The 12,098-nt window shown below is 70.5% G+C and carries 12 protein-coding genes and 1 tRNA gene; 7 read left to right on the plus strand and 6 right to left on the minus strand.

What is annotated here, in order from left to right; genetic code table 11:
* Window positions 1-123 precede the first annotated feature (123 nt).
* Both CJ197_RS00640 and nth read right to left on the minus strand, forming a co-directional pair.
* Window positions 124-819, minus strand: coding sequence for a CoA pyrophosphatase (locus CJ197_RS00640; RefSeq protein ID WP_233190564.1), 696 nt, complete (start codon window positions 817-819; stop codon window positions 124-126).
* A complete protein-coding gene (nth, locus tag CJ197_RS00645) occupies window positions 816-1,508 on the minus strand; it encodes an endonuclease III (RefSeq protein ID WP_102234994.1) in 693 nt (230 codons plus the stop codon). Before nth ends, CJ197_RS00640 begins: the two co-directional genes overlap by 4 nt.
* 157 nt (window positions 1,509-1,665) lie before the next feature.
* Between nth and CJ197_RS00650 the strand changes: the two genes are divergently transcribed.
* Window positions 1,666-2,343, plus strand: coding sequence for a Crp/Fnr family transcriptional regulator (locus CJ197_RS00650; protein ID WP_102234837.1), 678 nt, complete (start codon window positions 1,666-1,668; stop codon window positions 2,341-2,343).
* Between the two features lie 83 nt (window positions 2,344-2,426).
* On the opposite strand, the gene CJ197_RS00655 is transcribed toward CJ197_RS00650, so the two are convergent.
* Genes CJ197_RS00655 through CJ197_RS00670 form a run of 4 tightly spaced genes read right to left on the minus strand, consistent with a single transcriptional unit; the run spans window position 2,427 to window position 4,298 of the window.
* Entirely contained in the window at window positions 2,427-3,242 is an 816-nt protein-coding gene (locus tag CJ197_RS00655) for an MBL fold metallo-hydrolase (RefSeq protein ID WP_233190565.1), read from the minus strand.
* 5 nt (window positions 3,243-3,247) lie between these two features.
* Window positions 3,248-3,772, minus strand: coding sequence for a RidA family protein (locus CJ197_RS00660; RefSeq protein ID WP_102234838.1), 525 nt, complete (start codon window positions 3,770-3,772; stop codon window positions 3,248-3,250).
* A gap of 3 nt (window positions 3,773-3,775) precedes the next feature.
* Window positions 3,776-3,937: a DUF4177 domain-containing protein gene (locus CJ197_RS00665; protein ID WP_199173844.1), complete on the minus strand. Its 162-nt coding sequence runs from the start codon at window positions 3,935-3,937 to the stop codon at window positions 3,776-3,778.
* Window positions 3,938-3,977: 40 nt separating this feature from the next.
* A complete protein-coding gene (locus CJ197_RS00670; RefSeq protein WP_102234840.1) occupies window positions 3,978-4,298 on the minus strand; it encodes a WhiB family transcriptional regulator in 321 nt (106 codons plus the stop codon).
* A 294-nt stretch (window positions 4,299-4,592) separates the two neighbouring features.
* On the opposite strand from CJ197_RS00670, the gene CJ197_RS00675 reads away from it, so the two are divergent.
* The 6 genes from CJ197_RS00675 (at window position 4,593) to CJ197_RS00700 (ending at window position 12,093) form a co-directional block, all read left to right on the plus strand.
* Window positions 4,593-7,007: a transglycosylase domain-containing protein gene (locus tag CJ197_RS00675; protein WP_158239312.1), complete on the plus strand. Its 2,415-nt coding sequence runs from the start codon at window positions 4,593-4,595 to the stop codon at window positions 7,005-7,007.
* A 1-nt stretch (window position 7,008) separates the two neighbouring features.
* Window positions 7,009-7,959, plus strand: a complete 951-nt coding sequence (locus CJ197_RS00680) for a metallophosphoesterase (protein WP_102234842.1) — start codon at window positions 7,009-7,011, stop codon at window positions 7,957-7,959.
* A gap of 67 nt (window positions 7,960-8,026) precedes the next feature.
* A tRNA-Pro gene (locus tag CJ197_RS00685) sits at window positions 8,027-8,103 on the plus strand.
* Window positions 8,104-8,597: 494 nt separating this feature from the next.
* The gene (locus CJ197_RS00690) at window positions 8,598-9,839 is read left to right on the plus strand and encodes a peptidoglycan-binding protein (protein WP_158239313.1); all 1,242 of its coding nucleotides are present in this window, start codon (window positions 8,598-8,600) and stop codon (window positions 9,837-9,839) included.
* 222 nt (window positions 9,840-10,061) lie between these two features.
* Entirely contained in the window at window positions 10,062-11,471 is a 1,410-nt protein-coding gene (locus CJ197_RS00695; RefSeq protein ID WP_102234844.1) for a beta-N-acetylhexosaminidase, read from the plus strand.
* 1 nt (window position 11,472) lies between these two features.
* Window positions 11,473-12,093 carry a LytR C-terminal domain-containing protein gene (locus CJ197_RS00700; RefSeq protein ID WP_102234845.1) on the plus strand — a complete coding sequence of 207 codons (621 nt, stop codon included), beginning with the start codon at window positions 11,473-11,475 and terminating at the stop codon, window positions 12,091-12,093.
* Window positions 12,094-12,098 lie beyond the last annotated feature (5 nt).

Consider the following 12,098-nt stretch of genomic DNA (forward strand, 5'->3'; position numbering starts at 1 on the left):
CTTTATCTGCTGCGGGGCCGGGGGCTCCCGGCATCGGGTGAGTCTATCGTGCGGTCCCCACGCCGCGGCGGGCCCTCGGAGGGGAGGTGATGGGCACCACCGCGCGCCCTCCGCCGATCCTGCTCAGCGGCGTCGGCGCCCGGGTGGGATGTCCCGCAGCGGCACGTTCCCGCCGACCACCTCAAGCCCCACCCCGGCGAGCACCTGCTCGAGGATCATCGCGGTGAAACCCCAGATGAACGCATCGCCGGGCAGGTCGAACACCGGCCCCACGTCCCGGCCGTCCAGTCGCCCGCGCGCATGCCGCGCCGGGTCGGTCAGGGACGCCCCGCCCACCAGCGGCGCCCACACCAGGCGCTCCACCTCGACCGGGTCATGCGGGCCGAGCGTCGGGATCTGCGGGGACCAGCTGAGCACGGGCGTGACCTCCTGCGCACGCCACGGCATGGGGATCGGTGCGAAGGCCCCCAGCACCTTGGCGTCCGATGGGTCGAGCCCCGTCTCCTCCTGCGCTTCCCGCAACGCCGTGTGCACCACGTCGTGATCGTCCGGCTCGACGCCACCGCCGGGCAGGGCGAACTGGCCCGGCTGGGAGCGCAGCTGATGCCCGCGCTCCTCGAGCAGCAGATGCGCGTGCGCTGCGGACTCTCCTGCGAGGTGGATCAGCACGGCGCTGCGCCGCACGTCGCGCGCGGGTGGCAGCTGCTCTCGTGCGCCTGCCCGATCCAGCAGCACCTCCCCGCGGGCGGCCCGGGTGGCCAGGGGGTGCAGGTAAGCGGGCACCGTATCGGGGCCGACGGGGGGCTGCGCCCGCCTCACGCCTGCTCCCCCGCGCTCGGGCAGAGGTCCGCGAGCACGCAGGTGCCGCAGCGCGGCGCGCGGGCGGTGCACACGCGACGCCCGTGCAGGATCAGCCGCAGCCCCAGCACCGTGAGGTTCTCGGCGTCGGCGCCGGTGCCCCGGGCCTGCAGGCGCTGCGTGACGTCCTGCTCCACGTGCCGCGGATCGGTGCGTTCGCTCCAGCCCAGGCGCCGGGCGAGGCGGCCGACGTGGGTGTCCACCGCGAGCAGCGAGTGGCCGAACCAGGCGCCGCGCACCACATGGGCGGTCTTGCGGCCCACCCCGGGCAGGGCTTCGAGGGCCGTCTGGTCATCGGGCACCTGCCCGTCGTGCGCGGTCAGGAGACCGCGGGCGAGGCCGATCACGCGCCGGGCCCGCGTGGGTCCCATCCCGAGCGGCCGCAGCACCGCAGCGACGTCGCCCTCCTCGGCTCCGGCGAGTGTGGCGGGGCCCGGCCAGCGGGAGAACAGCTCGGGGGTCACCTGGTTGACGCGCACATCGGTGGTCTGGGCGGACAGGACCGTCGCGACCAGGAGTTCGAAGGCATCGCGATGGTCCAGCTCGGTGCGGGCGTCCGGGTGCTCCGCGGCGAGGCGGCGCGCCACCTCCGCAGGATCGGCGGCGGCACCGGCGCGGCGCGCGGGCTCACGGGCGGCGGTCTCGGACATGCCGATGCTCCTTCCGGGCGGGCAGTCGCGGGTGATCGGGGCCCAGGCGCGGTAGGGTTCTTCCATCATGTGATCGTCACCACCGGGTGCGGTGGTCCCGGTCACAGCCGCACCGCACACGGCCCCGCGCATCGGGGCCCCGCATCCAGGAGGTTCCGTGGACGAGAACATCGTACGGTCGTCGCCCCTGTTCGCCGCGCTCGACGAGGACGGCAAGCAGGCCGTGCTGGCGTCGATGAAGCAGGAGGACTACCACCGCAGCGCGGTGATCTTCCGGGAGGGTGATCCGGGAGATCGGCTGTTCATCATCGGCTCGGGCAAGGTGAAGGTGGGCCATGCCTCCGGGGATGGGCGCGAGAATCTGCTGGCGGTCCTGGGCCCCGGCGAGACCCTCGGCGAGCTGTCCCTGTTCGATCCGGCCCCGCGCAATGCGACCGCCACCGTGGTGGCCGAGTCGACCCTGTACTCGCTGAGCCAGCAGGATCTGTACCGGGTCCTGGCCCAGCGCCCCGAGGTGGCCCGTCACCTGCTGGCCTCGCTCGCCCGGCGTCTGCGCAAGACCAATGAATCCCTCGCGGATCTGGTGTTCGCCGACGTCCCCGGCCGCGTGGCCAAGAACGTGCTGGACCTGGCCCAGCGCTTCGGCCGCCAGACCGATGACGGCGTGATGGTGGCCCACGGCCTCACCCAGGAGGAGCTGGCCCAGCTGGTGGGCGCCTCCCGCGAGACAGTCAACAAGGCTCTGGCGGACTTCGCCTCGCGCGGCTGGATCCGTCTGGAGGCCCGCGCCGTGCTGATCCTGGACGTGGAGCGTCTGCGCCGCCGCGCACGCTGACCCCGCCCGATCAGAACGCCCCCGCCGAGCTGTCTCGACGGGGGCGTTCTGTTGCCTATGGTTCAGGAGCGGCCGACGGGTGCTCAGCCACCCTCGGTCAGGTGCGCGAGGATCGCCCGCAGCGTGTGGCGGGCGGGCTCATGCAGCTCCTCGGCGAGGTCCGGCCCGTAGACGACGCGCAGCAGACGGTCCAGGGTCAGCACGCCGACGGAACGGGCCCGGCGCACCTGGTCGATCCGCTCGCGGCGGTGGGCGATCTGCTGTTCGAGCACCTCGACCGCCTCGTGCGGGCCCTCGATCGCGGGCCCGTGGCCGGGGTGGATCGAACCGATGCGCCCGTCGATCGTCATGGCGCGCAGGATCGCGAGGCTCTGCAGATGCTCCGCGACCGAGCCCCCGTGCTCAGGGATCAGCACGGTGGAGGAGCCGCCGAGCAAGGTGTCGCCGCTGAGCAGGCGCCCGCCGTCGAGCAGCACGCACACGGAGTCATCGGTGTGCCCGGGGGTGTGGATGATGTGGCCGACGGTGCCGTGCGCGCCGATCAGCTGGGAGGGCAGCGGATCGGATCCCGCGACCCGCTGCTGATCAGCGGCCCACAGCGGCACCGCGTGGCCGCTGCGTGCTCCGAGCCGACGGGCGAGCGCCGCCGCTCCGGCGGCGTGGTCCTCGTGATGGTGGGTGACCAGGACCCCGCGGGGATGGGTGCCCTCGCAGCACAGCAGCAGCTCGGCCAGGTGCTCGGGGTCCCGGGGGCCGGGGTCCACCACCCAGGAGTCGTCATCGTCGCGGACGACATAGGAGACGGTCCCCGTGAGTGTCATCGGCCCGGGGTTGTCGGCCCGGACCGCGATCAGCTCGACCGGCGGGGCGTCGGGGGCCCGCAGCGGCTCCTCCGGCACGGCGCTCAGGGGGTCAGCGGGGTGTGCAGCTCGACCAGGAGGTCCACCTCCACGGGCGAGTCCAGCGGCAGCACCGCGACACCCACGGCGGAGCGAGCATGCTGCCCGGCAGAGCCGAACAGGCTGCCCAGCAGTTCGCTGGCGCCGTTGATGACACCGGGCTGGGCGGTGAAATCCGGGGCGGAGGCCACATAGCCGGTCAGCTTGACGACCTTGGCGATGCGGTCCAGGTCTCCGATCAGCGCCTCGATCGCCGCCAGGGCGTTGAGGCAGCACGTGGCGGCCAGCTGCTTCGCCTGCTCCTCGGTCACCTCGGCCCCGACCTTGCCGCGCTGCGGCAGCTCGCCGTCCACGAAGGGCAGCTGCCCGGAGGTGTGGACGTGGGAGCCGCTGAGCACGGCCGGAACATAGGACGCCACGGGCGCGGCGACGGTGGGCAGGCTCAGCCCGAGCTCGGTCAGGCGCGCGCGGGTGCGCGGGCTGGCGGAATGCTGGAGCGCGGGAGTGGTCTCGGTGCTCTGCTCGCTCATCGCTCAGACCTCGCTGCGGGGACGCTTGAGGTAGGCGACCAGGTTCTCCGGGTTCGGGCCAGGCACCACCTGGACGAGCTCCCAGCCCTCATCGCCGTAGTTGTCGAGGATCTGCTTGGTCGCGTGGATCAGCAGGGGGACGGTCAGGTACTCCCAACGGGTCACAGTGCTCATGGCAGGAGCCTACCGCCGCGCGGAGGGGACATCATGCGCCGGATCGCACCCCGGCGCCGACCACCTGACGGGAGGCCTCCATGAGCGCCGCCCGCCAGTCGGTGACGTCGGGGTTGCGGCGCAGCAGCCGACGACGTTCACGCTCGGTCATGCCGCCCCACACGCCGTAGTCCACCCGGTTGTCCAGGGCGTCGGCCAAGCACTCAGTGCGCACGGGGCAGCTGGTGCAGGCAGCTTTGACGGCGTTCTGCTCGGCCCCCTGGACGAAGAAGTGGTCTGGATCCATCGAGACGCACGCCCCGCGCGTGGCCCAGCTGGAGTCGGCATCGATGGAGGTTCCCACGATGGTCATCTGGTCCCTTTCCCCTTACGGCGGGTCGACGGTGACCCGCGGCATCGCTGCCCACTGTAAAGAGAGCACCGCCACAGCGCAAAACGCCGCGGATCTCCCCACATCGGGAGCCTTGACGTGCTAATGGATTCAACGCGCCGACGCCCGCCGTCTGCACCGCACGACGCTGCTGCATGCGACGGACAGCCCTGCGGGGCCATGGAAAGCATGACCAGCGTTGCTATCTGGTGAAGATTCCGCGGGGGCGTGGCACGCCTCATGGCCGCTGGCAGGACTGCTGCGTACATTGATCTCATGGCTTCCTCGAACCTCGGGCCCGGCACCGGCTCCGCGACCGGTGCACGCTCGCTGCCCGTCGCACTGGCACAGACGCTCTACCTGCTGCTGGGCATGCTCGCGGTGTCCGCGCTGGGCGGTGTGCTGCTGGCGGCGTTCTTCCTGCCGGCGGTCTCGGCCACCTCGGCGGTGGCCAAGGACGGCGTGGACCTGTTCGAGGCCTACCCCAGCGAGCTCGAGGTGGAGCCGCTGAACGAGGCCAGCCGGATCGAAGCGGCCGATGGGTCGCTGTTGGCGACGTTCTACACCGAGAACCGCATCATGGTGCCGCTGGAGGAGATCTCGCCGCACATGCAGCACGCGGTGATCGCCGTCGAGGACCGCCGCTTCTATGAGCACGGCGGGGTGGATCCCAAGGGCATGGCCCGCGCCTTCGCGTCCAATGCGGCCGGTGGCGCCACCCAGGGCGGCTCCACCCTCACCCAGCAGTACGTGAAGAACGCGCTGCTGATGGATGCGGTCCAGCGCGGGGACCAGGATGCGCAGCTGGCGGCGACCGAGCAGACCTATGGGCGCAAGCTGCGCGAGGCCAAGCTCGCGATCTCCCTGGAGAAGAAATGGTCCAAGGACGAGATCCTCAACGCCTACCTCAACGTCGCCCAGTTCGGGCCCTCGCAGTACGGGGTGGAGACCGGTGCGCGCCATTACTTCTCCAAGAGCGCCAAGGATCTGAACCCCGGTGAGGCCGCGCTGCTGGCGGGTATCACCAACGGCCCCAACCAGTACGACCCGGTGAGCCATCCGAAGGCCGGCAAGAAGCGCCGCAACGAGGTGCTCTCCGACATGCTCCGCGAGGGCTACATCACCGAGGAGGAGCACGAGAAGTACACCTCCCAGAACGTGAAGGACATGCTGAAGGTCCAGAACGTCCGCGCAGGCTGCGCGGACGCGGGCACCAGCGGCTTCTTCTGCGACTACGTCACGCGCTCCCTGCTGAACGACCCGGCGTTCGCTCCCACCTATGAGGAGCGGCGCAAGCTGCTGTACGGCGGCGGTCTGACCATCCGCACCACGCTGGATCCGGCGATCCAGAAGCAGGCGGTGGACATCCTGCAGCGCAAGCTGCCGGGCGACTCGCCCAGCGGCTTCGGCCATTCGATTGTCACCGTCGAGCCCGGCAGCGGCAAGATCCTCACGATGGCGCAGAACCGGACGTTCAACCCGCACCAGGACATCAAGCCCGGTGAGACTGCGATCAATTACAACGTGCCGCAGGAGCTCGGCGGCTCCAGCGGCTTCCCGGTGGGCTCGACCTTCAAGCCCTTCGTGCTGCAGGCCTGGCTGGAGAGCGGTCGCAGCATCGCTGACACGGTGAGCACCCGCCGCGAGAAGATGCCGAACTTCCCCGCTCGCTGCCTACCCAGCGGGGCGTGGCGGGAGAGCCCCGGGTACGACCCCGACAACGCCGTCTCGGTGACGCTGCAACCCCAGATGTCCGTCCTGGACTCCACGAAGTTCTCGATCAACACCTCCTACGCGAACATGGCCCGTCAGCTGGATCTGTGCGATATCGCGGAGACGGCCCGGAACATCGGTGTGGTCCCGGCGACGTTCAACCCCTATGACCCCGCCACGTGGGAGATGTCCATCGAGGACGTCTACAAGACCGAGCTGGCGCCCTCCGTGGTGGTGCTCGGCGAGCTGCGGATCTCCGCGCTGGACATGGCCGCGGCCTACGCGACCTACGCGGCGGAGGGCACCTACTGCCGCCCCCAGGCGATCACTGAAGTGATGGACCGTGACGGGGAGCCGATGGAGATCACCGGGGCGCAGTGCCACCAGGCGGTCGATAAGAAGGTCGCCGACACCATGGCCTACGTGTTGCAGCAGGATCTGGAGGATCCGCGGGCCACAGGCAAGGGCCGCGTCATCGAGGGCCATGCGGCCGGCGGCAAGACCGGCACCTCGGGCAGTCAGTTCCACACCTGGTACGTGGGCTTCACGCGGCAGATGTCCACGGCCGTGTGGTTCGGCCACCCGCAGGCCAACATCCGCCCCGGGGGCTTCCCTGTGGATGGTCAGGTGCTCCAGAGCGGCCAGGTGTGGGGCAACACCGTCTCCCTGCCCACCTGGCAGGAATACATGACGAACGTGCATCGCGACCTCCCGGCCAAGCCGTTCCCGTCCGCTCCCGCAGCCACGGACAACGCAGCGGGCGAGGCCGCGCAGCCGGGCGTCGTCCCGCAGGTGGCGGGCATGCGGATCCAGGAGGCCACCGCGGCGACGGAAGCCGCGGGGCTGCGCCCCGAGGTGCGGCAGGAGGCCAGCGACACCGTGAGCGACGGCTTCGTGATCCGCACCGAACCCGCTGCGGGCACGCGCCTGTCCGACGGCGAGACGGTCGTGATCATCCAGTCCTCCGGGCAGGGCTGATATGCGCCGCCACCCCGCCGTCGGAGCCGGTGCTGCGCTCGGCGCGCTGGGCCTGACCGCCGCCGCGGCGGCGCATGTCTGGGCGCGCCATGTGGAGATCCACCGTTTCACCCTGCGTGAGGCAGAGCTGCGGATCCTGCCGCCCGGCGCCCGCCCGCTGCGACTGCTCCATATCAGCGATATCCATCTGCTGCCCGATCAGCGCCGCAAGCTGGATTTCCTCACCCACCTGTCCACGCTGCAGCCGGATCTGGTGATCGACACCGGGGACAACATCGCCTCCGCCGCCGCGGTGCCGGTCCTCGCCGAGGCGCTCGCGCCGCTGCTGCGTCGGCCCGGGGCCTTCGTCATGGGCTCGAATGACATGTTCTCCCCGATGCCGAAGAACCCGGCGCGCTACCTGTTGCGCGATCCGCGCCCGAAGGGCTTCACCGAGCGCACCGAGCCGGATCTGCCCACCGATCAGCTCGCCGCGCGCCTGACTGAGCATGGGTGGAAGGACCTGACCAATACCCGTGCGCGCCTGGTGCTGGATGAGCTCGAGGTGACCCTGGTGGGGGTGGATGATCCGCACCTGGAGCGCGATGAGATGCCCGCGCCGAAGACGGGCCCGGGGCCCGAGGACGCTGCGGCGTCCGCGCGCGAGCCCAGGGCCGTGCTGCACCTGGGCGTGGCGCACGCGCCGTACCGCCGGGTGCTGGATGCCTTCGTGGCCGATGGCGCGGATCTGATGCTGGCCGGGCACACCCATGGCGGACAGCTGCGCCTGCCCGGCATCGGGGCGATCGTCACCAACTGCGATCTGCCCCGGGCGCAGGCCCGCGGGCTGACGCGCTGGCGGGGCGTCCCCCTGCACGTGAGCGCCGGGATGGGGGCGAGCCCGTACTCGAACTATCGCCTGATGACACCACCGGAGGCGACGTTGCTCACGTTGCGCCCCTCGGCCCCGTGATCGGGTCGGTGCCGCCCCGGGGATCCTGCTAGGATCGCTCCTCGGTGAGCCGTTCAGGTTCCCCACCCGGGGTGTGGCGCAGCTTGGTAGCGCGTGCCGTTCGGGACGGTAAGGTCGCAGGTTCAAATCCTGTCACCCCGACCATCGAGGGCCTCGATCTGCAACAGCAGATCGGGGCCCTTCGTCATCTGCGGACTCCTCAGCGGCGCCTTATGGCCCCCGAAATACCATCGATGTAACTACCATGCCGTCATTCATATGTCGATGATGACGCGCCGCGAAATGACCTCTAGGAGTAAAACTTCAGTCAAATCGTGGCCCGTGGACGGCAAATGCCCCTAGGGGCCCTTCGGGATACCCCCCTACAGTGAGTCGCGGTGCCCCAGCTCCATCGGGGTATCCGCCGAGTCGCCGCCTTCCCCGTCACCGCCTCGGTCGCTTCCTCCACTTCCCTGGGTGACGGGCGCAGGAGCACGGATGCGCGCGTCGCGTCTTTCCACAGCGAGGCGCCGGAGAAAGCGACACCGAGCATCATGTTCCGCACTGCACCACGGGGTACACACCGCGCGCCCGGCCCAGCTGTCATCGACTACCGAGGGCTCGCCGCCCCCGCCGCCCGAGGGATGGGAGGCGTCGCCGTGATCGGTGCCGTCGCCACCACCGGCGCGGTGGTCGGCTCCCCGTCCGCCCAGGCCCAGGCTCCGGTTGCCACGACCATCGGCAGCCGTTCCGCCGCTCCGGCCTCCCCCACTGCCGCCGCCCCCTCTCAGTTCGTGTCCCTCAAGCTGCGCTACGGCTCCCGTGGCGCCGCCGTGACCTACCTGCAGAAGCAGCTCAACAGCGCCGGCGCGAACATCGCGGTGGACGGCGTGTTCGGCAGCGCCACCCTCCGGGCCGTGCGCTCCCACCAGAGCAGCGCCCGCATCGGCGTGGACGGCGTGGTGGGTCCGCGGACCTGGAACGCGCTGACCGGATCGTCCGCTCCGAGCACCCGCTCCTCGAGCTCCTCCACGCAGCCGAAGCTGCGCCCGGGCAGCCGCGGGCAGGCCGTGCGCACCCTGCAGAGCAAGCTCAACCAGCGCGGCGCCAGCATCGCCGTGGACGGCGTGTTCGGCCGCGCCACCGAGTCTGCAGTCCGCTCCCTGCAGTCCGCCGCCGGCATCGGCGTGGACGCCGTTGTGGGTCCCAAGACGTGGCGGGCGCTCGATGGCAACGCCCGCATCGGCGGCGGGTCCACCTCGACCCCCCGCACCCCGAGCGCGTCCGGGCAGCCCAAGCTGCGCCCGGGCAGCCGCGGGGATGCCGTGCGCACCCTGCAGAGCAAGCTCAACCAGCGCGGCGCCAGCATCGCCGTGGACGGCGTATTCGGCCGCGGCACCGCGTCCGCGGTCCGCTCCCTGCAGTCCGCCGCCGGCATCGGCGTGGACGCCGTCGTGGGCCCCGAGACCTGGCGCGCTCTGGACAGCAACACTCGCATCGGCAGCGGCTCCAGCCGGTCGGGCTCCCGCCCGTCCTCGCCGTCGTCCTTCGACGGTCAGGCGATCGTCGCGGCGGCGCGCAACCTCATCGGCTCCCGCTACACCTGGGGTGGCACGACCCCCGGCGGCGGTATGGACTGCTCCGGGATGGTGTACCGCGCGTACAACGACGCCGGTTTCTCCATTCCCCGCCGGAATGCCAAGGGCTACGCCTTCAACGGCCGGGTGATCCCCAAGTCCGAGGCGCAGGCCGGAGACCTCGTGGTCTTCTCCGGCAACGACTACGGGCATATCGGGATCTATGTCAGCGGCAACACCTTCATCGACTCGGCCCCGCTGATGAACGGCGTGTCCGAGCGTCAGATCTGGAACGAGCCGCACTTCTTCGTCACCTACCGCTGAGTTTCGCCTCCGGCCCGCCTGCGCGGCTGATACACCGGAGACACCACAGACCACGGCGACCTGCTCGACGCTGACGCGTCACCGGGAAGGAGCAGGACGACGTGGAGGGCCCGGTCGGCACCGCCGACCGGGCCCTCATGCATCCCCGGGACGGGACGTCCGGCCACCCGCGGCGTGGCAGACTGGATGCACCCGTCCGATCTCAGATCCCAGGAGAGTCCGATGCCTGATCCGATCGCCCTCGTTCCCCTCCCCCGCTCCGTCGTCTGGTCCGAGGGCGTCTGGGAGACCTCCGACCCCTGGGCGGAGCTGTCGGTGGGTGTGAACGAGGATCTAGCGCCGGCGGAGTACAGCCTGTCGATCTCCCCGCGGGGTGCTGCGCTGAGCGCGGGCAGCGAGGCGGCGCTGGCCGATGGCCGCAACACCTTCGCGCAGATCGTCGCGGACGCCCATGGCTCGATCCCCTGCGTGACCATCTCGGACCAGCCGAAGCACGCCTGGCGCGGCATGCACCTGGATGTCTCGCGCCACTTCATGGCGATCCCTGAGATCGAGAAGATGATCGACGCGATGGCGCTGCACCGCCTGAACGTCCTGCACCTGCATCTGACCGATGACCAGGGCTGGCGGGTCGAGATCAAGGGCTACCCGCGGCTGACCGAGGTGGGCGGCTGGCGCGAGCAGACCCTCGTCGGCCATATGAGCGAGGACGAGGACAGCTGGGAGTTCGACGGGATTCGTCATGGCGGCTTCTACACCCAGCAGGAGCTGAAGGATCTCGTGGAGTACGCCCGCCGCCGCGGCGTGATGATCGTGCCGGAGGTGGATCTACCGGGCCATATGCAGGCCGCGATCGCCGCCTACCCGGAGCTGGGGAACGTCCCGGAGCGTCAGGTGGGGGTGCGCGAGGTCTGGGGCATCTCCGATCACGTGCTCGGGGTCTCTGATCAGGTCTTCGACTTCCTGCGGGATGTGCTCACGCAGGTCAGCGAGATCTTTCCCGCCCCGTACTTCCATATCGGCGGCGATGAGTGCCCGCGCGTGGAGTGGGAGCGGTCCAGCGAGGCCCGTGCCCGCATGAACGAGTGGGGCATGACCCGAGTCTCCGAGATCCAGGGGCGCTTCACCCAGTTCGCCACCGATGTGCTGCGCGAGCAGGGCAAGAAGGTCATCGCCTGGGACGAGGTGCTGGATTCCCCGCTGCCGGACGGCATCGTCATCATGAACTGGCGTCACGGCAACGGCCTGAAGACCTCCACCGAGCGCGGTTTCCAGACCATCATCGCCAACAATGAGCACCTGTACCTGGACCACTACCAGGCGGATCCGGAGGGTGAACCGCTGGCGATCGGCGGGCTGACCACGCTCAAGGACATCTACACCACGGACTTCGCGCCCCAGCCGCTGAGCGATGATGAGCAGAAGCTCGTGCTGGGCCTGCAGGGTCAGCTGTGGAGCGAATACCTGCCCACGGCGGAGGATGTCCAGTACATGGCGTTCCCGCGCATGTGTGCGGTGGCGGAGCGAGCCTGGGGTTCCCCGCAGCAGAGCTACGAGGAGTTCCTTGAGCGGCTGCGTGCCCACCTGCCGCGCCTGGATGCCTTCGGCATCCGGTACCGCCCGCTGGACTGAGATGAGCTCCTCGCATCGGGACGCCCACCCCTATGGGCGATCCGCCGACGATGTTCGGCGTCGTGACCAGCGTCTGCGCCGCACTCGGCGGCTGCGGGTGACGCAGCTGGTGGTGTTCTCCGCGCTCGCGATCGCCCTGGTGCTCGTGGGGGTCTACGCCTTCGGCGAGTTCCGCCGCCCCGCCGAGGACCCGGGCGAGATCGCGGTGGGCGCCTCCCCCACCGCTGAGGATTCCGCGCTGGTGTGCCCCCAGGAGGGTGACACCCCGGCGGATCCCGCTGACGTGACGGTGCGGGTCCTCAACGGCACGAGCCGCTCCGGACTCGCCGGCTCGGTCACCGAGGAGCTCGGCGAGCGCGGCTTCGCGACCGATAAGCCCGGGAACACCGGCAGCGCCTCCGGGGCGGTGACCATCGTGCACGGCCCCGAGGGGTACCTCGCGGCAGCGGCGGTGGCCGCCCAGTTCCGGGCCGGTGATGTGACCCCGGAGCTCAAGCTCGATGAGAAGGCCGAGGGCACGACGGTGGAGGTCCTGCTGGGAGATGGCTACCGGGAGCTGGCCGCGGCGAAGAAGGCCGCTGCCGCGCTCAAGGAGCCGGTCGCGATCCCCGAGGGCTGCTGAGCCCG

This window comes from Brachybacterium sp. UMB0905, assembly GCF_002871795.1.
Classification (GTDB): Bacteria; Actinomycetota; Actinomycetes; order Actinomycetales; family Dermabacteraceae; genus Brachybacterium.